Consider the following 22,983-nt stretch of genomic DNA (forward strand, 5'->3'; position numbering starts at 1 on the left):
GGCCGCACCCCGCGGCACCGAACAGAACGGGATCGTCGTCTCGCCTCGTATCGGGATTCGCCTGGTCGTCGATGTCGTGGGGCGAAGATGCGATACCGCGCATTGATGGGGGCGCTGCCTGCCGTTCGGGCAGACCTGCTCGATCGGCTACACCGTGCGGGTCAGGGGTGAGGCGTTGACCGACACCGGCGGGCGCGGCGCGCTCACCGTTCGTCGAGTTGCCGGATCGACTTCTTCGGCGCTGCCATCCGGAACGACGCGTCCATCAGCTCAGCGATCTCGTCCCAGTCCACCGGGGCCGACTCGAAGTCCAGGCCCAGCCAGCCGAACGGGCCCAGATAGGCAGGAAAGAAGAACCGGGGATCCTGCTCGAGGGCCCTGCGGTCGGAGTCGTCGACCTTGACCAGAACCGAGTGCGGGTGCTGGACATGGACGCCCTTGACCGTGCTCTTCGTGGAGCCGCCGTAGATCACGAACATCTTCGGCGCGCAGAACACCGGCCTGCCCCAGGCGACTTTCTCGAACGCTCCGGGGAAACCCAGGGCCAGCCCTCGAACCTCGGCCAACCCCATGTCGTCGGCACCGAACATGATCGGGTGGTTCACGTGCGCAAGCGTACGCACGGTGAGATGTCGGGGCGCTCCGATAGCCTGCCAGGGTGAGTCCCGAGGCGAGCCCGGATCCCGAGGTGATGCCGGCCGAGCAGGCCGGCGACGCCGCGCTGCGCAGGCAATGGCAGGAGCTCGCCGAAGAGGTGCGCGAGCACCAGTTCCGCTACTACGTGCGCGACGCGCCGGTCATCTCCGACGCCGAGTTCGACGCGCTGCTGCGCCGGCTGCAGGCCCTCGAGGACGACCATCCCGAGCTGCGCACCCCGGACTCGCCCACCCAGCTGGTCGGCGGCGCCGGCTTCGCCACCGACTTCACCCCGGCCGCGCACCTCGAACCGATGCTGAGCCTTGACAACGCGTTCACCCCCGACGAACTGGCCGCCTGGGCGGAGCGGATCAAGGGCGAGATCGGCGCCGACGTGAACTACCTGTGCGAGCTGAAGATCGACGGCGTGGCGCTGGCCCTGGTGTACCGCGGCGGCCGGCTGGTCCGGGCGGCGACCCGCGGTGACGGGCGCACCGGCGAGGACGTCACGCTCAATGCCCGTACCATCTCCGATGTTCCCGAAAGGCTTAGCGGTACAGAGGAATTCCCACTTCCCGAGGTCCTCGAGGTGCGCGGAGAGGTGTTCTTCCGGGTGGCCGACTTCGAGGAACTCAACGCCGGGCTGGTGGCCGAGGGCAAGCCGCCGTTCGCCAACCCGCGCAACAGCGCGGCGGGCTCGCTGCGGCAGAAGAACCCCGCGGTCACCGCGCGGCGCAACCTGCGGATGATCTGCCACGGTCTGGGCCACGCCGAGGGGTTCAGCCCGGTGACCCTGCACGACGCGTACCGGGCGCTGCGGGCGTGGGGCCTGCCGGTGTCGGACCACACCACCCAGGTCAACGGGCTGGACGCGGTCACCGAACGCATCGCGTACTGGGGTGAGCACCGCCACGACGTCGAGCACGAGATCGACGGCGTGGTGGTCAAGGTCGACGAGGTGGCGCTGCAGCGCCGGCTGGGCGCGACGTCGCGCGCCCCGCGCTGGGCGGTGGCCTACAAGTACCCGCCCGAGGAGGCCACCACCAAGCTGCTCGACATCCGGGTCAATGTCGGGCGCACCGGGCGGGTCACCCCGTTCGCCTACATGGAACCGGTCAAGATCGCGGGCTCGACGGTCGGGCTGGCCACGTTGCACAACGCGTCGGAGGTCAAACGCAAGGGCGTGCTGATCGGCGACACCGTGGTGATCCGCAAGGCCGGCGACGTCATCCCGGAGGTGCTCGGGCCGGTCGTCGACCTGCGCGACGGCACCGAGCGGGAGTTCGTGATGCCCACCCACTGCCCGGAATGCGGGACCATGCTCGCGCCGGCGAAGGAGGGTGACGCCGACATCCGCTGCCCGAACTCGCGCTCCTGCCCGGCGCAGTTGCGCGAGCGCGTGTTTCACGTCGCCGGCCGCGGCGCGTTCGACATCGAGGGACTCGGCTACGAGGCCGCGGCCGCGCTGCTGGCGGCCGGGGTCATCTCCGACGAGGGTGACCTGTTCGGCCTGACCGCCGAGGATCTGCTGCGCACCGATTTGTTCACCACCAAGGCCGGCGAGGTCTCGGCCAACGGGAAGCGGCTGCTGGTCAACCTCGGCAGGGCCAAGGCGCAGCCGTTGTGGCGGGTGCTGGTCGCGCTGTCGATCCGTCACGTCGGCCCGACCGCGGCCCGGGCGCTGGCCACCGAGTTCGGCAGCCTGCGGGCCGTCGAGTCCGCCTCCGAGGAGGAACTCGCCGCGATCGAGGGGGTCGGCCCGACGATCGCTGCGGCGGTCACCGACTGGTTCACCGTCGACTGGCACCGGGCGATCGTCGACAAGTGGCGCGCGGCGGGGGTCCGGATGGCCGACGAGCGGGACACCAGCGTCAAGCGCACGCTGGAGGGGCTCACGGTCGTCGTCACCGGATCGCTGGCGGGCTTCTCCCGCGACGGCGCCAAGGAGGCGATCATCGCGCGCGGTGGCAAGGCCGCCGGGTCGGTGTCGAAGAAGACCGACTACGTGGTGGCCGGTGACTCGCCGGGATCCAAGTACGACAAGGCCGTCGAGTTGGGGGTGCCGGTGCTCGACGAGGACGGGTTCGCGCGGCTGCTGGAATTCGGGCCGGGCGGGGACTGAGGCCCCCTCATCCGGTGATGGTGGCGACGATCCCGGCCAGGTAGCCCAGCCGCCCGACCTCACTGGGCCGGAAATCCGGCCCGCCCGGGCGGCCCAGCATCAGCGCGGTGTTCGCATCGCCGAGCGGCGCGGCCGCCAGCGTGGTGTCCATGTCCCGCCACACCTGCGGTATCCAGTCGGCGGTGGCATCCAGCACGCAGGCGCGCTCGATCGGCAGCCACGGGGTGGCGGCGGCCTGCGTCTCCGGCGCCCCCGGGCTGCCCACCACACGTTCGGGCCCGGCCCCGGTCAGCTGGACCACCGTGCACCATCCGACGCGCAGCACCTTCGGTGCCCCGTCGACGAGCACCTGCAGCTGTTTGAGCTTGCCCTCCGCGGCGGCGACGTGGTCGATCAGCTCGAGCTCGCGGTGCGCCTCGAGCAGCCCGGTATGCGGGCGGATGCTGTCCACGTAGACGCCGTTGAGGTTTTCGGCGGCCGTGATGAGCATGTCGGGCATGGCGCCGGGCGGCAGATCGACGACGAGGTCGTCGATCGCATAGCCGGCGCCGCGCTCGACGACGTCGAGGGACAGGATGTCGGCGCCCACCGAACCCAGGGCCACGGCCAGGGAGCCGAGGCTGCCGGGCCTGTCCTCCAGCTGGACCCGCAGCAGATAGGAAGGCACGCGCATCACTGTGTCACGGACTGCCGCGAACCGGCGACTCGGAGGGCCCGGGCGGCGGTGACCGGGGCGGCGGGTCCGCCGTCACCGTCAACTAGGCTTTCTGGTCGTGTCCCAGATCTCCCGAGACGAGGTTGCGCACCTGGCACGCCTCGCCCGGCTCGCCCTGACCGACGGCGAGCTGGACCATTACGCCGGCCAACTCGATGCCATCCTCGGCCATGTCAGCCAGATCCAGGCGGTCGACGTCACCGGCGTGGAAGCCACCGACAACCCGTTGAAGGACGTCAACGTGTTCCGCCCCGATGACCCGCAGCCGTGCCTGACGCAGGAGCAGGCGCTCGCGCAGGCGCCCAGCGCCGAGGAGGGCAGGTTCGCGGTGCCGCGGATCCTGGGGGAGGCAGAGTGAGCGATCTCATCCGCCTCGACGCGGCGACGCTGGGCGCCAAGATCGCGGCCAAGGAGGTGTCCTCCACCGAGGTCACCCAGGCCCACCTGGACCAGATCGCGGCGAGCGATGGCGACTACCACGCGTTCTTGCACGTCGCGGCGGAGCGGGCGCTGGAGTCCGCTGCGGCCGTCGACGCCGCCGTCGCCGCCGGGGAGGAGCCGGCTTCGCCGCTGGCCGGGGTTCCGCTGGCGCTCAAGGACGTGTTCACCGCCACCGACATGCCGACCACCTGCGGGTCGAAGATCCTCGAGGGCTGGACCTCGCCGTACGACGCGACGGTGACCGCGCGGCTGCGTGCCGCGGGCATCCCGATCCTGGGTAAGACCAACATGGACGAGTTCGCGATGGGCAGCTCGACCGAGAATTCCGCATACGGGCCCACCCGCAACCCGTGGAACGTCGACCGGGTGCCCGGCGGCTCCGGCGGAGGCAGCGCCGCCGCCCTGGCCGCGTTCCAGGCCCCGCTGGCCATCGGATCCGACACCGGCGGCTCGATCCGCCAGCCGGCGGCGCTGACCGCGACGGTCGGCGTGAAGCCGACTTACGGGACGGTGTCGCGGTATGGCCTGATCGCCTGTGCGTCGTCGCTGGACCAGGGCGGCCCCTGCGCGCGGACGGTGCTCGACACCGCGCTGCTGCACGCCGTCATCGCCGGGCACGACCCGCACGACTCGACGTCGCTGGACGCCGCGGTGCCCGACGTCGTGGCCGCGGCCCGCGCCGGTGCCGGCGGTGACCTGTCCGGGGTCCGCGTCGGGGTGGTCAAGCAGCTGCGCAGCGGCGCCGGTTACCAGCCGGGTGTGCAGGCCTCCTTCGACGCCGCGGTCGAGCAGCTCAGCGCGCTCGGCGCGGAGGTCAGCGAGGTGGACTGCCCGCACTTCGACTACGCGCTGCCGGCCTACTACCTGATCCTGCCGTCGGAGGTGTCCTCGAACCTGGCGAAGTTCGACGGGATGCGCTACGGCCTGCGGGTCGGCGACGACGGCACCCACAGCGCCGAAGAGGTGATGGCGATGACCCGGGCCGAGGGATTCGGCCCCGAGGTCAAGCGCCGGATCATGATCGGCGCCTACGCGCTGTCGGCCGGCTACTACGACGCCTACTACAACCAGGCGCAGAAGGTGCGCACCCTGATCGCGCGGGACCTGGACGCGGCCTACCGCAGCGTCGACGTGCTGGTGTCCCCGGCGACACCCACCACGGCGTTCCCGCTCGGCGAGAAGGTCGACGACCCGCTGTCGATGTACCTGTTCGACCTGTGCACGCTGCCGCTGAACCTGGCCGGGCACTGCGGCATGTCGGTGCCGTCGGGGCTGTCCGCCGACGACAACCTTCCGGTCGGCCTGCAGATCATGGCGCCGGCGCTGGCCGACGACCGCCTCTACCGCGTGGGGGCCGCCTACGAGGCGGCCCGCGGTGCCCTGCCGACCGCCGTGTAACAGGGCAAGATAGGCCGCATGCGCACGCGAGGAGCGAAATAGATCACGCGCACGCGAGGAGCGAAATAGATCATGCGCACGCGAGGAGCAAGATAGATCATGCGGATCGGAGTGCTGACCGGTGGTGGCGACTGTCCTGGGCTGAACGCGGTGATCCGGGCGGTGGTGCGGACCTGCGACGCCCGCTACGGGTCGACCGTGGTGGGCTTTCAGGACGGCTGGCGCGGACTGCTCGAGGACCGTCGGGTCCAGCTGAAGAACGACGACCGCAACGACCGGCTGCTCGCCAAGGGCGGCACCATGCTGGGCACCGCGCGGACCAATCCGGACAAGCTGCGTGCCGGCCTCGACGACATCAAGCAGACCCTCGACGACAACGGGATCGACGTGCTGATCCCGATCGGCGGGGAGGGCACGCTGACCGCCGCCAACTGGTTGTCCGAGGAGGGGGTGCCGGTCGTCGGCGTGCCCAAGACCATCGACAACGACATCGACTGCACCGACGTGACGTTCGGTCACGACACCGCGCTGAGCATCGCCACCGAGGCGATCGACCGGCTGCACAGCACCGCGGAGTCCCATCAGCGGGTGATGCTCGTCGAGGTGATGGGCCGGCACGCCGGCTGGATCGCGCTGAACGCCGGTCTGGCGTCGGGCGCCCACATGACGCTGATTCCCGAGCAGCCGTTCGACGTCGAAGAGGTCTGCCGCTCGGTCAAGACCCGATTCGTGCGCGGTGACGCACATTTCATCTGCGTGGTCGCCGAGGGCGCCAAGCCGGCCGAGGGGTCGATGCAGCTCGCCAAGGGCGGCATCGACGAGTTCGGCCACGAGCGGTTCACCGGGGTCGCCCAGCAGCTGGCCGTCGAGATCGAGAAGCGCATCAACAAGGAGGTGCGCACGACCGTGCTCGGGCATGTGCAGCGCGGCGGCAAACCGACACCGTACGACCGGGTGCTGGCCACCCGGTTCGGGGTCAACGCCGCCGATGCCGCGCACGCCGGCGAGTACGGGATGATGGTGTCGCTGCGCGGGCAGGACATCGGCCGGGTCTCGCTGGCCGACGCCACCCGGAGCCTCAAGCTGGTGCCGCAGAGCCGCTACGACGACGCGGCCGCGTTCTTCGGCTGAGACTGCGCCCGCGCGAGCAGACACCAGATTTTCCGCGCCTGCGCGGGCGAGTTCGCGTCTGCTCGGGCAGGAGCGGTCAGCCGGTGTACTCGAGGTACGTGGCCATCCCGCTTTCCAGGTGATACTCGTTGTGGCAGTGGGTGATCCACTTGCCCGGGTTGTCGGCGTCGAGGTCCACCGCGACGGTGGCCATCGGCGCGACGAGCACGGTGTCCTTACGGGCCCGCGGCCCGTCGGCGCCCACCACCTGGAAGGTGTGCCCGTGTAGATGCATCGGGTGGAACATCATCGACTTGCTGACATAGCGGACCCGGACGCGCTGCCCGCGGCTCACCGGCAGGCCGGGGGCCGACGGGTCGTAGGCGCGCCCGTTGATCAGCCAGTTGTACCCGTCCACCGGTCCGGTCAGCTCTAGGTCCAGCACCCGGTCGGGTTCGCGGGCGGGCAGCGTGACCGCCTCGGTGGGGACCAGCGTGGCCGTGTCGAGGGGCACCTGGCCGGCCAGCGCGGTGGCGAACGCCGCGGCGTCGGCGTTCGCGCCGGTCGGTCCCGCATCGCCGACGCGCAGGTTCAGCTGCGCGTACCCGTCCTTGCCGTACGCCGCGGCCACCAGCGGCACCGAGGTGTCGGGGACGGTGATCACGGCGTCGGCGCGTTCTCCCATGCCCAGCAGCACCGAGCCGGTCTGCACCGGCACCACCGGATAGCCGTCGGTGTGGGTGACGGACAGCACCGTGCCGGGGACACCGACCCGGAACGTGGTATCGCCGCCGGCGTTGATGATGCGCAGTCGCACCCGCTGGCCCGGCCGGTACCGCGCGACCTGCGGGTCGGCCGGCACCCGGCCGTTGATCAGGAAGTAGGGGTAGGTGACGTCGCCGCCGTCGGTGCCCATCGGCGTCGTGGGTGAGACACCGGGCCCGCCGGGATCCATCTTCATACCGTTCTTGCGCAGGTCCTCCAGCACCTTGTCGGGATTGGTGCCGGTACCGTCCAGCCAATCGTCGAGGACCACGACGAGTTCGTCGTCGTAGTCGCCGCCGTCGCCGGGATCCTCGATGATGAGCGGTGCGTAGAGGCCGCGGTCGAGCTGTGACCCGTAGTGCGGGTGCGCCCAATAGGTGCCCGACTGGGACACGTCGAAGTGGTAGTCGAACGTCTCGCCCGGCGGTACGGCTTTCTGGGTGAGCACCGGCACGCCGTCCATCGGGTTGGGCACCGCCAGGCCGTGCCAGTGGATGCTCGAGGGCTCCGGAAGGTTGTTGACCAGGGTGCGCTGCAGCGACTGGCCGCGGGTCAGCCGGATCTCCTTGCCCGGCACCTGCCCGTCCCACGCCCAGGTCTGTACGACGACGCCGCCCAGGTCGATCTCGGTCTCCGCCGCGGTCATCGTGGTAGGTGACGGAGGTGCGGCCTGCCGGGAACACCCGGCGAGCAGGGCGCCGCCCGCCAGGGTGCCCAGAGCGCCCGCCCTGAGGAAGGCGCGCCGATCCAACGCCATCTGAGGATTCAAGCACGAATAGGATTCAGGCATGACTGTTGCGGCGAACGTTGACCTGTTGGGCTACGACGAGGTCATCGCCACCTACGACCCGGTGCTGGGCCTGGAGGTCCACGTCGAGCTGTCGACGCAGACCAAGATGTTCTGCAGCTGCACCAACCGGTTCGGCGGCGAACCCAACACCCACGTCTGCCCGGTCTGCCTGGGGCTGCCGGGCTCGCTGCCGGTGCTCAACCAGGTCGCCGTCGAGTCCGCGATCCGGATCGGGCTGGCGCTGAACTGCGAGATCGTGCCCTGGTGCCGGTTCGCCCGGAAGAACTACTTCTATCCGGACATGCCGAAGAACTATCAGATCTCCCAGTACGACGAGCCCATCGCCGTCAACGGCCACCTCGACGTGCCGCTCGACGACGGCAGCACCTGGCGCATCGACATCGAGCGGGCCCACATGGAGGAGGACACCGGCAAGCTGACCCACCTGGGCAGCGAGACCGGACGCATCGCCGGCGCCACGACGTCGCTGATCGACTACAACCGGGCCGGCGTGCCGCTGATCGAGATCGTCACCAAACCGGTCGAGGGTGCCGGCGAGCGCGCCCCGGAGATCGCCAGGGCATACGTGACGGCGCTGCGAGATCTGCTCCGCGCGTTGGGTGTCTCCGACGTCCGGATGGACCAGGGGTCGATGCGCTGTGACTCCAACGTCTCGCTCAAGCCGAAGGGGCAGGCCGAGTTCGGCACGCGTACCGAGACCAAGAACGTCAACTCGCTCAAGAGCGTCGAGGTTGCGGTCCGCTACGAGATGCGCAGGCAGGCAGCGGTTCTGAAGTCCGGTGGCACGGTGCTGCAGGAGACGAGGCACTTCCACGAGGACGGCTACACCTCGCCGGGCCGCAGCAAGGAGACCGCGCAGGACTACCGGTACTTTCCCGAGCCGGATCTGGAGCCGGTGGCGCCCAGCGCCGAGCTCGTCGAGCGGCTGCGCGCCGGCATCCCCGAGCTGCCGTGGCTGGCGCGCAAGCGTATTCAGCAGGACTGGGGCATCTCCGACGAGGTGATGCGCGACCTGGTCAACATCGGCGCCATCGAGCTGATCGCCGCCACCGTCGAGCACGGCGCATCCAGTGACCAGGCGCGCGCCTGGTGGGGCAACTTCCTGGTGCAGAAGGCCAACGAGGTGGGGGTGGAACTGGAGGCGCTGGCGATCACGCCGGCCCAGGTCGCCACGGTGGTCAAGCTCGTCGACGACGGCAAGCTGTCCAACAAGCTGGCCCGCCAGGTCGTCGAGGGGGTGCTCGCCGGAGAGGGCGAGCCCGAACAGGTGATGACCGGCCGCGGCCTGGCCGTGGTGCGCGACGATTCGCTGATCCAGGCCGCCGTCGACGAGGCACTGGCCGCCAACCCCGACATCGCCGACAAGATCCGTGGCGGAAAGGTGCAGGCTGCCGGCGCGATCGTGGGCGCGGTGATGAAGGCGACGAAGGGGCAGGCCGACGCCGCCCGGGTGCGCGAACTGGTGATGGCCGCCTGCAGCTGAGGCCTGTGGTGATGACGAAACGCCCCCAGGATCTGGTGTTCCGTGTGCTGGCGCACCCGCTGCGGCTGCTGTCGCTGCGCTCGATCGTCATCCTCGCCCAGCTGGGCGTGATCATCCTGGTGCTCACCCTCGGTGTGTGGGTGTGGCTCGGGGTCACCAACGACCAGTACGACCAGCTGGATCGGCGGCTGGACTCGCTGTCCAGCCTCGGTGACGTCAACACGCTGCTGCGCAGCGCGCAGGAGGGGGTCGGGCCCGAGCCCAGCGAGGGCGGCCTGGTCCGCACCGTCCGGCTGGGCGCCGCCACGGTGTCCATCCCCGCCGACATCGTGCTGCCCGAGCTGGCCAGCGGCTACGCCGACGCGACCATCGACGGTGTCGAGTACCGCGTGCGGACCATCACCACCGGCAGTGCCTCCATCGCGCTGGGTGCGCCGCTGGCCGACACCCAGGCCCGGATCGACTCGCTGCACTGGCGGGTGTTCTGGATCTGTGCGGGCGTGATCGTCGGCACGCTGCTGGTCGGTTGGGTGATCTCGCTGATCATGGTCAATCCGTTCCGCCTGCTGGCCCAGCAGGCGCGCGCCATCAACGCCCAGTCCAACCCCGACGAGGTACAGGTACGCGGGGTCTGGGAGGCGGTCGAGATCTCCGAGGCCGTCGAGGGCATGCTCGCGCGCATCGGCGACGAGCAGCAGCGGACCCGGGCGGCGCTGGAGTCCGCGCGCGACTTCGCCGCGGTGGCGTCCCACGAGCTGCGCACGCCGCTGACGGCGATGCGCACCAACCTCGAGGTGCTGCTCACCCTCGATCTCGGTGCCGAACAGCGCAAGGAGGTCATCGGCGACGTGATGCGCACCCAGTCACGGATCGAGGCGACGCTGGCCGCGCTGGAGCGGCTCGCGCAGGGCGAGCTGACCACCGTCGACGACTTCGTCCCGGTCGACGTGGCCGAACTGCTCGACCGCGCGGCCCACGACGCGATGCACAACTATCCCGGGCTCGACGTGTCGCTGGCGTCCTCGACGACGGTGCTGATGCTGGGGATGCCCGCGGGGCTACGGCTGGTGATCGACAACGCCATCGCCAACGCGGTCAAACACGGTGGCGCGACCCAGGTGCGGCTGAGCGTGGTCAGTTCGTCGGCCGGCGTGGAGATCGCGGTGGACGACAACGGATCCGGGGTGCCCGAGGAGGAGCGCGCCGCGGTCTTCGAGCGCTTCCACCGCGGCACCACCGCGTCGAGTTCGGGGTCCGGCCTCGGGCTGGCGCTGGTCGCACAGCAGGCCGAGATCCACGGCGGCACCGCGTCGCTGGAGGTCAGTCCGCTCGGCGGTACGCGGCTGATGCTGCGCCTGCCGGGCCCGGGGCCGGGTCCCGACCAGCGCTGACCGCGCCGATCAGGTCTTCTCGTCGTTGGCCCGCGGGAAACCGCCGCCCTGCGGGAACAGCGGGAATACCACGTCGTCGAGTTTCTCGGCGTCGCCGGAGGTCTTGTTGACCGTGGCGCCCCAGACGTTGCCGTCGGGGGAGACCTGCAGCGCCCAGGCGTGGCCGTGCTGGTCCTCGCGGACCACCTCGGGCTCGCCGGTCACCGCGCCGGTGTCCGTCGACATCCGCACCGCGACGGTCTGCTTGGTGTTGACCAGATTGACCAACACCGTGCCGTCGAGCGCGGCGCAGCCCGCCACACCGGGCCGGTCCGGCCAGGTCCACACGGTGGTGACCGTCGAGTCCTTGCTGATCCGCTGCAACCGGTCGGCGGTCGGTGTCCGGTCGGTGACGTAGAGGGCGTCGTCGGCGGGGTCGATGCACATGCCGCCACCGGAGCCCAGACCCGACAGTGCGGTCGTGGTGGGGGCCTGGTTGACCGTGGTCGGCTGTTCGATGCGCAGCAGCTTTCCCGCCATCGAGCCGGGGTCGGCGGCCTGGGCCGGGTCGCCGGCGTCGCCGGTCTGCACCATCAGCGTGGTCGGGCTGGTGAAGATCAGCGAGCCGGTGTTGCCGGTGGCGCCCTTGGGGATGCCGGTCAGGATCGGCTTGGGGATGTCACCGTCGGCGATGCGGATCACCTGGTTGTCGGTGGGCGTGCTGACGTAGGCGTACATCAGCCGGTCCTGCGAATAGGTGGGCGACAGCACGATGTCCATCAAGCCGCCGTCGCCGCTGGCGTCGACCGGCAGGACGGTCTTGACGGTCGGTTCGGCACGCACCGAGACCTGCTTGACCGCGCCGGTGGTGCGCTCGGCGACCAGCGCCGACTGGCTGTCGGGCAGCATGATCAACCCGCTGGTGCTCTCCAGGCAGCCCTGCATGACGCCGGGGGCGGGGCACTCCTTCGGGAACGGCTTGGCCGGCAGCGGCGGGGGCGGTGGCGGTGTGGAGGTGGGCCCGGGCGCCAGCTCGGGCTCGGTGGTGAACGGCTGCGACTGCGCCGAATCGAAGCGGGCGCAGCCGGCACCGGCCAGCAGCGCCGCGCTCAGCAGGGCGCACACCACGGCATTGGCTGCCCGCGACGACCGGCGCTGACTCATGCAGGCCAGGTTACGGATCGTTCGGCAGTGCGCGCCACGCGCTCCCCGCTCGCGCTGCGCAAACAGGGTGTGGGGCACGCCGCGCCAATACCCGATTCCGGGGTGATCTGCACTTACCCTGGCAGGCGTGACGAGTCCGCAAGACCCAACCGCCTGGCAGCGGCCGGACGACCCGGGTGGCCGGCCCGCGTCGGCACGGCTGGTGGACCCCGAGGACGATCTGCACTCGCCCCACTTCGGTGGCGACCTGGAGACGACCGCGATTCCGCGCTACGACACCCCGAAGGCCACCACCGAGTCGACCTTCGGCCTGATGAACGACCCCGAGCCGCTGCCCTACGTGCAGCCGGGTGCGGGGCTGACCCCCGGCGCGTACGGGTCGAGCGCCGTGCCCACCGAGGTCGGGGCCGCCGATCCGGCCGACCGCTTCGACGGCGACCGCCGGGGCACCCAGGATCTCGGCCTGCTGGTGCTGCGCGTCGCGGTCGGTGCACTGCTGATCGGGCACGGGTTGCAGAACCTGTTCGGCCTGTGGGGCGGTCCCGGGCTCGACGGCTTCCGCGACTATCTGTCCGACATGGGCTTCCGGTACGCCGACATCCTGGCCTACGTCGCCTCCGGTGGTCAGATCGCGGCCGGAGCGCTGCTGGTGCTCGGGCTGTTCACCCCGGTCGCGGCGGCGGGAGCGCTCGCCTACCTGGTCACCGGCCTGCTGGCCGAGGTGGCCGAGGCCAACGCCGACGCCAGGCTCTCGGCGTTTCTCACCGACGGCCACGAATACGAGGTCATCCTGCTGTGCGCGGTGGTCGCGATCATCCTGGTCGGGCCGGGACGCTACGGCCTGGACGCCGGCCGCGGCTGGACCCGCCGCCCGTTCATCGGGTCGTTCGCCGCACTGGTGCTGGGCGTGGGTGCGGGGGTCGCGATCTGGGTCCTGCTCAACGGCGCCAACCCCTTGGGGTAGCCGCACGAGCCAACCCGTTGGCGTAACGGCCGGCGCCAACCCGTTGGCGTAGCCGCTCGAGCCAATCCCTTGGCGTGACGGCCTACTCGTAGGGGTTGGGCACCCGGCCGTCGCTGGCGGCGGTCAGCAACGGCAGTGTCGAGAACGTCACGGCCGGCAGCGTCGCCTCGGTCCCGTCGCGGCGGTGTGCGACCGCCCAGGAGCCACGACCGAACCGCAGCCCGTCGATGTCGTCCCACCGGGTCGTCTCGCTGCGCAGCAGCGTGCGCGCGGTGACGCCGTCGTGGTCGGCGATGGTCCGGTAGCGGAACACCATCGTCGACAGGGCGACGGGGATGAGCAGCAGCAACGCCGACCAACCGGGCGCGGCGAGCACGATGCTGAGCAGGCCGATCGTCAGCAGCAGGACGGCGAAATGCGCCACCGGCGAGATCTTGACGACAACCGGGGCCGACTCCGATGCGGAGGGGGTGGGCATGTCGCCATCATCGCACCGGCGCCCGACCGCTCGCCGGTGCAGGACCCCGGTAGGCGAATTTGACCTTTGGCCTGTTCGGACGCTAGCGTCGTCTGCTATGCAGACCTCGGGCTTGCTCGCCGCTGTAGTAATCGGGTTGCGCGTCGATGCCGCGCTGGCCCCGGCCCGGGCATAGCACCAAGCACCGACGCGCAACCCTCGTTCAGCCCACGGCTGACGGGGGTTTTTTGTTGCCTGACCACTGTTTTGAGATCCTAGATACCGAATCAACGACGATTCACCGACACAAGAGACCGAGGACATCGTGAGCGCACCCACCACGCGACCACCCGAGCAGTCCGAGCGGCCCGCCGACGGCGGGCCCGCCGACGGCGGGCCCGCCGCACCGGCCGCCGGCACCGCACCAGCGTCCAATCCGGCCACCGCGCAGCCGAAACGGATTGCCCCCCAACAGCTCACCGGCGCTCAGGCGGTGATCCGGTCGCTCGAGGAGCTCGACGTCGACGTGATCTTCGGGATCCCCGGCGGTGCGGTCCTGCCGGTCTACGACCCGCTCTACGACTCACAGAAGCTGCGCCACGTCCTGGTCCGCCACGAGCAGGGCGGCGGGCACGCCGCCAGCGGCTATGCGCACGCGACCGGCCGCGTCGGGGTCTGCATGGCCACCTCCGGTCCCGGGGCGACGAACCTGGTCACCCCGCTGGCCGATGCCTACATGGACTCGATCCCGATGGTGGCGATCACCGGACAGGTCGGGCGCGGCCTGATCGGCACCGACGCGTTCCAGGAGGCCGACATCTCCGGCATCACGATGCCGGTGACCAAGCACAACTTCCTGGTGCGCAACGGCGACGACATCGCCCGGGTGATCGCCGAGGCGTTCCACATCGCCGCCAGTGGCCGGCCGGGCCCGGTGCTGGTGGACATCCCCAAGGACGTGCTGCAGGGGCAGTGCACCTTCAGTTGGCCGCCGCAGTTCGAGCTGCCCGGCTACAAGCCGAACACCAAGCCGCACAGCCGCCAGATCCGCGAGGCCGCCAAGCTGATCGCGGCCGCCCGCAAGCCGGTGCTCTACGTCGGCGGCGGCGTGATCCGCGGTGAGGCCACCGACCAGCTGCTCGATCTGGCCGAGCTGACCGGCATCCCGGTGGTGACCACGCTGATGGCGCGCGGCGCCTTCCCGGACAGCCACCCGCAGCACATGGGCATGCCCGGCATGCACGGCGCGGTCTCCGCGGTGGCGGCGCTGCAGCGTGCCGATCTGCTGATCGCGCTGGGCACCCGCTTCGACGACCGGGTCACCGGGAAGCTGGACTCGTTCGCGCCCGAGGCCAAGGTGATCCACGCCGACATCGACCCCGCCGAGATCGGCAAGAACCGGCACGCCGATGTGCCGATCGTGGGGGACGTCAAAGCCGTCATCACCGATCTGATCGAGGCGCTGCGCCGCGACGGCGCGCTCGGGTCGATCAAGATCGACAACTGGTGGGAGTACCTGCGCGGGGTGCAGTCGACCTACCCGCTGAGCTACGGCCCGCAGAGCGACGGCAGCCTGTCGCCGGAGTTCGTCATCGAAAGCCTGGGCAAGATCGCCGGTTCCGATGCGGTGTACGTCGCGGGGGTGGGCCAGCACCAGATGTGGGCGGCCCAGTTCATCTCCTACGAGAACCCCAAGACCTGGATCAACTCCGGCGGGCTGGGCACCATGGGCTTCGCGGTGCCGGCGGCGATGGGCGCCAAGATGGGCCGCCCGGAGGCCGAGGTGTGGGCCATCGACGGTGACGGCTGCTTCCAGATGACCAACCAGGAACTGGCCACCTGTGCGATCGAGGGCGTGCCGATCAAGGTCGCGGTGATCAACAACGGCAACCTGGGCATGGTGCGGCAGTGGCAGACGCTGTTCTACGAGGAGCGCTACAGCCAGACCGATCTGGCCACCCACTCGCATCGGATCCCGGACTTCGTCAAGCTCGCCGAGGCGCTGGGCTGCGTCGGCCTGCGCTGCGAGCGCGAAGAGGATGTGGCCGAGGTCATCGCGCAGGCCCGGGCGATCAACGACCGCCCGGTGGTGATCGACTTCATCGTGGGCGCCGACGCCCAGGTGTGGCCGATGGTGGCCGCGGGCACCAGCAACGACGAAATCCAGGCGGCGCGCGGCATCCGCCCGCTGTTCGACGATCCGGAAGAGGGACACGCATGAGCAACGGATCTGGCCACACGCACACGTTGTCGGTGCTCGTCGAGGACAAGCCCGGCGTCCTGGCCCGGGTCGCCTCGCTGTTCTCCCGGCGCGGCTACAACATCCAGTCCCTGGCGGTCGGGGCCACCGAGACCAAGGAGCTGTCCCGGATGACCATCGTGGTCGACGTCGAGGACTCGCCGCTGGAGCAGATCACCAAGCAGCTCAACAAGCTGGTCAACGTGATCAAGATCGTCGAGCAGGACGACGACAACTCGGTGTCGCGCGAGCTCGCGCTGATCAAGGTGCGCGCCGAGGCGCAGACCCGCAGCCAGGTGATCGAGGCGGTGAACCTGTTCCGCGCCAAGGTCGTCGACGTCTCCAACGAGTCGCTGACCATCGAGGCGACCGGAACCCCCGAGAAGATCGAGGCGCTGCTGCGCGTGCTCGAACCCTACGGGATCCGCGAGATCGTCCAGTCCGGCGTCGTGTCGCTGTCTCGCGGCCCCCGCGGGATCAGCACCAAGTAGCCCTTTCGACCACCCCATATTTTCGAAAACGAAAGAACAGAAAGAAGATTCAGGACAATGGCAGTTGAGATGTTCTATGACGACGACGCGGACCTGTCGATCATCCAGGGCCGCAAGGTCGGCGTCATCGGTTACGGCAGCCAGGGCCACGCGCACTCGCTGAGCCTGCGCGACTCCGGCGTGCAGGTGAAGGTGGGCCTCAAGGAGGGCTCGAAGTCGCGGGAGAAGGTGACCGAGCAGGGCCTGGAGGTCGACACCCCGGCCGAGGTGGCCAAGTGGGCCGACGTGATCATGCTGCTGGCCCCCGACACCGCGCAGGCCGAGATCTTCGCCAACGACATCGAGCCCAACCTCGAGGACGGCAACGCGTTGTTCTTCGGGCACGGCCTGAACATCCACTTCGGCCTGATCAAGCCGCCGGCCAACGTGACCATCGGGATGGTCGCTCCGAAGGGCCCGGGTCACCTGGTGCGCCGCCAGTTCGTCGACGGCAAGGGTGTGCCGTGTCTGGTCGCCGTCGAGCAGGACCCCAAGGGTGAAGGCCTGGCGCTGGCGCTGTCCTACGCCAAGGCCATCGGCGGTGCGCGCGCCGGCGTGATCAAGACCACCTTCAAGGATGAGACCGAGACCGACCTGTTCGGTGAGCAGGCCGTGCTGTGCGGCGGCACCGAGGAGCTCGTCAAGGCGGGCTTCGACACCATGGTCGAGGCCGGTTATGCGCCGGAGCTGGCGTACTTCGAGGTGCTGCACGAGCTCAAGCTGATCGTCGACCTGATGTACGAGGGTGGCATCGCCCGGATGAACTACTCGGTGTCCGACACCGCGGAGTTCGGCGGCTACCTGTCCGGGCCGCGCATCATCGACGCCGGCACCAAGGAGCGGATGCGCCAGATCCTCAAGGAGATCCAGGACGGCACCTTCGTCAAGCGGCTGGTCGCCAACGTCGAGGGCGGCAACAAGGAGCTCGAGGCGCTGCGCAAGGAGAACGCCGAGCACCCGATCGAGGTGACCGGCAAGAAGCTGCGTGACCTGATGAGCTGGGTGGACCGGCCGATCACCGAGACCGCCTAGCCACAAGCGATTTGGGTGTAGTTCGTCAACTGTTGCGTGACGAACTACACCCAAATCGCGTACTCAGGGGGCCGGCGGCATCGCGATCGGTACGCTCGGTGGGCATGACGGGTGCACAGACGCCGGGTGAGCGATTCCTGGCGCGGGTGGGCGGATTCCTCGGTCTGGTGTACACCGCTCTGCCGGTACTGACCTTCGCGGCGACCAACGCGTTCGCGGGTCTGCTGCCCGCCCTGATCGCCGCGCCGGCGGCCGCTGCGGTGGTGATGACCTGGCAGCTGCTGCGCCGCGAATCGGCCCGGCCGGCGCTGCTCGGGTTCGCCGGGGTGGCGCTGGGTGCGGCGTTCGCGCTCGTCACCGGGCAGGCCAAGGACTTCTACCTCCCGGGCATCTGGATGTACCTGGGCACCGCGCTGCTGTTCACCGCGTCGGTGCTCGTCGGCCGGCCCCTCGTCGGCGTGGTGTGGGCGTGGGTCACCGGACGCGACGACAGCTGGCGCCGGGTCCGCCGGGTGCGGCTCGCCTTCGACCTGGTCACGCTGGGCATGGCGGCGATCTCCGCCACCCGATTCGCGGTGCAGTACCACCTCTACGAGACCAACCAGGACGGCCTGCTCGCGCTGGCGCGTATCGCGATGGGCTGGCCGGTGCTGCTGGTCACCTCGCCGGTGCTCTACCTCGTGATCCGCTCGGCCATCAGGACGTTGCCCCGCGGCCCGGCCGCTGACGAGATCGCCTGAGTCAGTTCAGCCGGTCGGCGACGCCGACCACCCGGCGCGCGAGGTGATCCAGCGCGTCCAGGGTGGCGTCCTCGAGGCCGTTCTGATTGTGCGGTCCGGTGATGTGGCTGACGCCGTAGGGGTTGCCGTCGGCGAACTTCACGCCGTCGGTGTAGCCGGGCGGGACGATGATGCCGCCGAAGTGCATCAGCGATATGTAGAGCGTGATCAGCGTCGTCTCCTGACCGCCGTGCGCGGTCTGCGACGACGTGAACGCGGCGTAGACCTTGTCGGCCAGCTGGCCCTTTGCCCACAATCCGCCCAGCGAGTCGATGAACGCGCGGAACTGCGCGGCGGTGTTGCCGAACCGGGTCGGTGAGCCGAAGATCACCGCGTCGGCCCAGACGATGTCGTCGCCGGTGGCGGCCGGGAGGTCCCGGGTGGCTTCGTAGTTGGCCGTCCAGGCCGGATTGCCGGCGAACGACTCCGGGTCGCGGGTCTCGGCGATGTGGCGCACCCGCACGTCTGCGCCGGCCGACTCCGCCGTTGCGGCGACGCGCCGGGCCATCGCCGTGCCGTGGCCGGTCGCCGAGTAGTAGATGACCGCCAGCTTCGTCATAGCGGAAGCGTACTCAGCCGGCGGGCGTCAGGGAGGGCATCGCGGTGATGCCGAACTCGCGCCGCAGTACCGTTCGGGCGGCATACCAGCCCGCCATCCCGTGCACACCGCCGCCGGGCGGGGTCGCCGACGAGCACAGGTAGGCCTTCGGGATGGGCGTCTCCCACGGATTCCAGCGCAGCGCAGGCCCGGTCAGCGCACTGACCATGTTGTTGCCGCCCACCCCGATGTCGCCGCCGACCAGGTTGGCATTGTGGCGGGAGAGCAGGGCCGCGGGCACGCTGCGCACGCCGAGCACCAGGTCGCGGAAACCCGGGGCGAACCCCTCGATCACGTCGGTGACGGCATCGGCCATGTCGACGGTGGACCCGGCGGGCACATGCGCATACGTCCACATCGGCCGGCGGCCCTGCCCGTCGATCCGACCGGGGTCGGCCAGGTGCGGCAGCGCGCCCAGCACCATCGGCCACTCGGCATGCCTGCCATCGGCGACGGCCCGCTCGGCGGCCGCCATCGTCGGCCGGTCACCGCCCAGATGAAGTGTCGGAGCGGCCGCCAAACGTGTTTCGCACCAGGGGATCTCACCGGAGAGGACGAAGTCGACCTTGGCGACGCCGGGGCCGTAGCGGTAGCGGCGCAGCGTCCGGGCGTAGCGGCCGGGCAACCGGTCGCCGTAGATGCGCAGCAGTGCCGTCGGTGCGACGTCGTAGAGCACCACACCCGTCGGCGGGCCGGTCACCTCCTCGCCGAGCACCAGCTCGGCGCCGTGGGCGCGCAGGTCGGCCAGCAGCGCGTCGGTGATCGCCTGCGACCCGCCGACCGGGATGGGCCAGCCCACGGCGTGGCCGAGGGTGGCCAGCATCAGGCCCGCGCCGGCGGACACCAGCGACGGCATCTGCGAGATCGTGTGCGCCGCAACGCCGGTGAACAACGCCCGGGCGTCCTCCCCGGCGAGCGCGCGCCATGCCGGGGTGCCCTGGGCCAGCAGCCGCGGAGCGACCCGCAGGGCGGCCGGCAGGCTGGGCGGGACCGAGCGTTTGTCCCCGAGCAGCAGCCCGACCACGCCGTCGCAGTCCGCCGCCAGCGGCCCGAGCAGGCGTCGCCAGGAGTCTCCGTCGAGCAGCTCGGCGCAGGTCCGATCGAGGTCGCGGTAGCCGATCGCGGCGCGGCCGCCGGGCAGGGGATTGCCGTAGGACACCTCCGGCACGGCCAGCGTCACCCCGCGGGCCCGCAGGTCGAACTCGGCGAAGAACGGGGACGCCAGCGCCAGTGGGTGCACCGCGGAGCAGATGTCGTGCAGCACGCCCGGAAACTCCGGATCGGGCAGGGTGCGGGCACCGCCGCCGAACGTGGACTGCGCCTCGACGACCCGCACCGCCAGCCCGGCTCTGGCGCAGGTCACCGCGGCGGCCAGACCGTTCGGCCCGCTCCCCACGACCGTGACGTCCACATCCACCTCCGGTCACATCGGTGCTGCGCGCGGCAGGTCCGGCCCGCTGCAATATCGAAGTTACCGCCCATTAGGCTGGCCGGGTGAGTCTGCCTGTTGTACTGATCGCCGACAAGCTGGCCCCATCGACCGTGGAAGCCCTGGGAGACCAGGTGGACGTCCGATGGGTCGACGGCCCCGACCGGCCCAAGCTGTTGGCTGCGGTGGCCGACGCCGATGCGCTGCTGGTGCGCTCGGCGACCACCGTCGATGCCGAGGTGCTGGCCGCCGGCCCGAAACTGAAGATCGTCGCCCGCGCAGGTGTCGGTCTGGACAACGTCGACGTGGACGCGGCCACCGCGCGCGGCGTGCTGGTGGTCAACGCCCCGACGTCGAACATCCACAGCGCCGCCGAGCATGCGCTGGCGCTGATGCTGTCCGCCGCGCGCCAGATTCCCGCCGCCGATGCCACGCTGCGGGAGCGCACGTGGAAGCGGTCGTCGTTCTCCGGCACCGAGATCTTCGGCAAGACCGTCGGCGTGGTCGGCATGGGCCGGATCGGCCAGCTGGTGGCCACCCGGCTGGCCGCCTTCGGCGCGCACATCGTGGCCTACGACCCGTATGTGTCGCACGCGCTCGCCGCGCAGCTCGGGATCGAGCTGCTGACCCTCGACGAGCTGCTGGGCCGTGCCGATTTCATCTCGGTGCACCTGCCCAAGACCAAGGAGACCGCGGGTCTGATCGGCAAGGAGGCGCTGGCCAAGACCAAGCCCGGCGTGATCATCGTCAACGCCGCTCGTGGCGGACTGATCGACGAGCAGGCGCTGGCCGACGCCATTGCCAGCGGTCATGTCCGCGGCGCCGGCCTGGATGTCTTCGCCACCGAACCGTGCACCGACAGCCCGCTGTTCGACCTGCCGGAGGTCGTGGTCACCCCGCACCTGGGCGCGTCCACGGCCGAGGCGCAGGACCGTGCCGGCACCGATGTCGCCGTCAGCGTGAAGCTCGCCCTGGCGGGGGAGTTCGTGCCGGATGCGGTCAACGTGGGTGGTGGCGCGGTCAGCGAGGATGTGGAGCCGTGGCTGGACCTGGTCCGCAAGCTCGGGCTGCTCGTCGGTGTGCTCTCGCCCGAGCTGCCGGTGTCGCTGTCGGTGGTGGTCCGCGGCGAGCTGGCCAGTGACGGCCCGGAAGAGGTTGGCGTACTCCGGCTTTCGGCTCTGCGCGGACTGTTCTCGGCCGTGATCGAGGATCCGGTGACGTTCGTCAACGCACCGGCCCTGGCCGCCGAGCGTGGTGTGGAGGCGTCGATTTCGATCGAGTCGGAGAGCCCGAACCACCGCAGCGTCGTCGACGTGCGTGCGGTCGGTGCCGACGGATCCACCGTCAACGTCGCGGGCGCGCTGTCCGGGCCGCAGCTGGTCGAGAAGATCGTCCAGATCAACGGCCGCAACCTCGATCTGCGCGCCGAGGGCGTGAACCTGATCATCCACTACGACGACCAGCCGGGTGCGCTCGGCAAGATCGGCACCCTGCTCGGTGGCGCCGAGGTGAACATCCTGGCCGCCCAGCTCAGCCAGGACACCGACGGCCGGGCCGCGACCATCATGCTGCGGCTGGACCGCAACGTTCCCGACGACGTGCTGGCCGAAATCGGTCGCGAGGTCGCCGCGGTGACGCTGGAACTGGTCGACCTGTCATGACGGAGACGATGAGGCTGGCCGTCATCGACGGCGACGGCATCGGCCCGGAGGTCGTGGGCGAGGCGCTCAAGGTGCTCGACGCGGTGCTGCCCGGTGTGGAGACGACCCGCTACGACCTCGGCGCCCGGCAATATCACGCCACCGGTGAGGTCCTGCCCGATTCGGTGCTGGGCGAACTCAAGGGCCACGACGCGATCCTGCTGGGTGCGATCGGCGACCCCTCGGTGCCCAGCGGACTGCTCGAACGCGGTCTGTTGCTGCGGATCCGGTTCGAGCTCGACCATCACGTCAACCTGCGCCCGGGCCGGCTCTACCCGGGAGTGACGAGCCCGCTGGCCGGTGCCCCGGAGATCGACTTCGTCGTGGTGCGGGAGGGCACCGAAGGTCCCTACACCGGTAACGGCGGCGCCATCCGCGTCGGCACGCCGCACGAGATCGCCACCGAGGTCAGCGTCAACACCGCCTACGGGGTACGTCGGGTCGTGCGGGACGCGTTCGGGCGGGCGCAGCAGCGGCGCAAGCATCTGACGCTGGTGCACAAGAACAACGTGCTGACCAACGCCGGATCGTTGTGGTGGCGCACCGTGCAGTCGGTGGCCGCCGAGTACCCGGACGTCGAGGTGGCCTACCAACACGTCGATGCCGCGACGATCTTCCTGGTCACCGATCCGGGCCGGTTCGACGTCATTGTCACCGACAACCTGTTCGGCGACATCATCACCGATCTGGCCGCCGCGGTCTGCGGCGGCATCGGCCTGGCCGCCAGCGGCAACATCGACGCCACCAGGGTCAACCCGTCGATGTTCGAGCCGGTGCACGGCAGTGCGCCCGACATCGCGGGCAAGGGCATCGCGGACCCGACGGCGGCGATCATGTCGGTGGCGCTGCTGTTGGCCCATGTCGGTGAGCTGGAGGCGGCCGCGCGGGTCGACAAGGCCGTCGAGGACCATCTGGCCACCCGCGGCGCCCTCACGCTGTCGACCACCGAGGTCGGCGAGCGCATCCTCGGAAAGCTGTAGACATCGGCGGGGTCGCGACCCTGGATGCAGCCGGCACTGTCCGCCACGGCCAACCGATATGGCCGACTGCACCGAATAGTGTTCCGCGGCAAACGAGTTCGTGTGGACGCCGCCGTTTGACCGGCTCGCTGACGTTCCCGCTCGCTGTCGCCCTCGGGATGCAGCGTTCCCTGCGGTAGCCGGGCCGACCAGGTTTCGCTCCCGCGACCGGGTACCTGAATCGGCGCGCTTGCTTCCTGATCGCCGCATCGGTGATGCTG

General features: G+C 70.2%; 20 protein-coding genes. 13 read left to right on the forward strand and 7 right to left on the reverse strand.

The window, feature by feature from the left end; translation table 11 throughout:
* Positions 1 to 203: 203 nt before the first annotated feature.
* Entirely contained in the window at positions 204 to 605 is a 402-nt protein-coding gene (locus tag JDV09_RS00840) for an MmcQ/YjbR family DNA-binding protein (RefSeq protein WP_221367206.1), read from the reverse strand.
* Between the two features lie 86 nt (positions 606 to 691).
* Between JDV09_RS00840 and ligA the strand changes: the two genes are divergently transcribed.
* Positions 692 to 2,758, forward strand: coding sequence for an NAD-dependent DNA ligase LigA (gene ligA / locus JDV09_RS00845; RefSeq protein WP_221367462.1), 2,067 nt, complete (start codon positions 692 to 694; stop codon positions 2,756 to 2,758).
* Between the two features lie 7 nt (positions 2,759 to 2,765).
* Here the strand turns inward: ligA and JDV09_RS00850 are convergent, their stop codons facing one another.
* Entirely contained in the window at positions 2,766 to 3,431 is a 666-nt protein-coding gene (locus tag JDV09_RS00850) for an ACT domain-containing protein (RefSeq protein ID WP_255604622.1), read from the reverse strand.
* A gap of 100 nt (positions 3,432 to 3,531) precedes the next feature.
* Between JDV09_RS00850 and gatC the strand changes: the two genes are divergently transcribed.
* From gatC to JDV09_RS00865, 3 genes are all read left to right on the forward strand, one after another.
* Positions 3,532 to 3,831, forward strand: coding sequence for an Asp-tRNA(Asn)/Glu-tRNA(Gln) amidotransferase subunit GatC (gatC, locus tag JDV09_RS00855; protein ID WP_221367208.1), 300 nt, complete (start codon positions 3,532 to 3,534; stop codon positions 3,829 to 3,831).
* Entirely contained in the window at positions 3,828 to 5,312 is a 1,485-nt protein-coding gene (gene gatA / locus JDV09_RS00860) for an Asp-tRNA(Asn)/Glu-tRNA(Gln) amidotransferase subunit GatA (protein ID WP_221367209.1), read from the forward strand. The genes gatC and gatA overlap by 4 nt, the downstream gene beginning before the upstream one ends.
* Before the next feature lie 99 nt (positions 5,313 to 5,411).
* Positions 5,412 to 6,443, forward strand: a complete 1,032-nt coding sequence (locus JDV09_RS00865; protein ID WP_221367210.1) for an ATP-dependent 6-phosphofructokinase — start codon at positions 5,412 to 5,414, stop codon at positions 6,441 to 6,443.
* Between the two features lie 76 nt (positions 6,444 to 6,519).
* Here the strand turns inward: JDV09_RS00865 and JDV09_RS00870 are convergent, their stop codons facing one another.
* Positions 6,520 to 7,956, reverse strand: a complete 1,437-nt coding sequence (locus tag JDV09_RS00870) for a multicopper oxidase family protein (RefSeq protein WP_221367211.1) — start codon at positions 7,954 to 7,956, stop codon at positions 6,520 to 6,522.
* 19 nt (positions 7,957 to 7,975) lie between these two features.
* Between JDV09_RS00870 and gatB the strand changes: the two genes are divergently transcribed.
* Complete coding sequence (gatB, locus tag JDV09_RS00875; protein ID WP_221367212.1) at positions 7,976 to 9,481, forward strand: Asp-tRNA(Asn)/Glu-tRNA(Gln) amidotransferase subunit GatB; 1,506 nt, start codon at positions 7,976 to 7,978, stop codon at positions 9,479 to 9,481.
* An 11-nt stretch (positions 9,482 to 9,492) separates the two neighbouring features.
* Complete coding sequence (locus JDV09_RS00880; protein WP_221367213.1) at positions 9,493 to 10,872, forward strand: sensor histidine kinase; 1,380 nt, start codon at positions 9,493 to 9,495, stop codon at positions 10,870 to 10,872.
* A 9-nt stretch (positions 10,873 to 10,881) separates the two neighbouring features.
* Here the strand turns inward: JDV09_RS00880 and JDV09_RS00885 are convergent, their stop codons facing one another.
* Positions 10,882 to 12,015, reverse strand: a complete 1,134-nt coding sequence (locus JDV09_RS00885) for a PQQ-dependent sugar dehydrogenase (RefSeq protein WP_221367214.1) — start codon at positions 12,013 to 12,015, stop codon at positions 10,882 to 10,884.
* Positions 12,016 to 12,142: 127 nt separating this feature from the next.
* On the opposite strand from JDV09_RS00885, the gene JDV09_RS00890 reads away from it, so the two are divergent.
* On the forward strand, positions 12,143 to 12,979 hold the full coding sequence (locus JDV09_RS00890; protein ID WP_221367215.1) for a DoxX family protein: 837 nt from the start codon (positions 12,143 to 12,145) through the stop codon (positions 12,977 to 12,979).
* Positions 12,980 to 13,061: 82 nt separating this feature from the next.
* Here JDV09_RS00890 and JDV09_RS00895 read toward each other — a convergent pair whose 3' ends face one another.
* A complete protein-coding gene (locus JDV09_RS00895; RefSeq protein WP_221367216.1) occupies positions 13,062 to 13,457 on the reverse strand; it encodes a PH domain-containing protein in 396 nt (131 codons plus the stop codon).
* Between the two features lie 304 nt (positions 13,458 to 13,761).
* Here JDV09_RS00895 and JDV09_RS00900 point away from each other — a divergent pair, with 304 nt between their 5' ends.
* The 4 genes from JDV09_RS00900 to JDV09_RS00915 all read left to right on the forward strand — a co-directional run bounded on the left by JDV09_RS00900 (position 13,762) and on the right by JDV09_RS00915 (position 17,977).
* Complete coding sequence (locus JDV09_RS00900; protein WP_221367217.1) at positions 13,762 to 15,657, forward strand: acetolactate synthase large subunit; 1,896 nt, start codon at positions 13,762 to 13,764, stop codon at positions 15,655 to 15,657.
* Entirely contained in the window at positions 15,654 to 16,166 is a 513-nt protein-coding gene (ilvN, locus tag JDV09_RS00905) for an acetolactate synthase small subunit (RefSeq protein WP_221367218.1), read from the forward strand. The genes JDV09_RS00900 and ilvN overlap by 4 nt, the downstream gene beginning before the upstream one ends.
* A gap of 69 nt (positions 16,167 to 16,235) precedes the next feature.
* The gene (ilvC, locus tag JDV09_RS00910; protein ID WP_221367463.1) at positions 16,236 to 17,237 is read left to right on the forward strand and encodes a ketol-acid reductoisomerase; all 1,002 of its coding nucleotides are present in this window, start codon (positions 16,236 to 16,238) and stop codon (positions 17,235 to 17,237) included.
* Between the two features lie 104 nt (positions 17,238 to 17,341).
* A complete protein-coding gene (locus JDV09_RS00915; RefSeq protein WP_221367219.1) occupies positions 17,342 to 17,977 on the forward strand; it encodes a DUF3159 domain-containing protein in 636 nt (211 codons plus the stop codon).
* A gap of 1 nt (position 17,978) precedes the next feature.
* Here JDV09_RS00915 and wrbA read toward each other — a convergent pair whose 3' ends face one another.
* On the reverse strand, positions 17,979 to 18,575 hold the full coding sequence (gene wrbA, locus JDV09_RS00920) for an NAD(P)H:quinone oxidoreductase (RefSeq protein WP_221367220.1): 597 nt from the start codon (positions 18,573 to 18,575) through the stop codon (positions 17,979 to 17,981).
* 13 nt (positions 18,576 to 18,588) lie between these two features.
* On the reverse strand, positions 18,589 to 20,025 hold the full coding sequence (locus JDV09_RS00925; RefSeq protein WP_221367221.1) for a phytoene desaturase family protein: 1,437 nt from the start codon (positions 20,023 to 20,025) through the stop codon (positions 18,589 to 18,591).
* An 83-nt stretch (positions 20,026 to 20,108) separates the two neighbouring features.
* Here JDV09_RS00925 and serA point away from each other — a divergent pair, with 83 nt between their 5' ends.
* On the forward strand, positions 20,109 to 21,704 hold the full coding sequence (gene serA, locus JDV09_RS00930; protein ID WP_221367222.1) for a phosphoglycerate dehydrogenase: 1,596 nt from the start codon (positions 20,109 to 20,111) through the stop codon (positions 21,702 to 21,704).
* Positions 21,705 to 21,712: 8 nt separating this feature from the next.
* On the forward strand, positions 21,713 to 22,723 hold the full coding sequence (locus JDV09_RS00935) for a 3-isopropylmalate dehydrogenase (protein ID WP_221367464.1): 1,011 nt from the start codon (positions 21,713 to 21,715) through the stop codon (positions 22,721 to 22,723).
* Positions 22,724 to 22,983 lie beyond the last annotated feature (260 nt).

This window comes from Mycolicibacterium xanthum, assembly GCF_019710635.1.
Classification (GTDB): Bacteria; Actinomycetota; Actinomycetes; order Mycobacteriales; family Mycobacteriaceae; genus Mycobacterium; species Mycobacterium xanthum.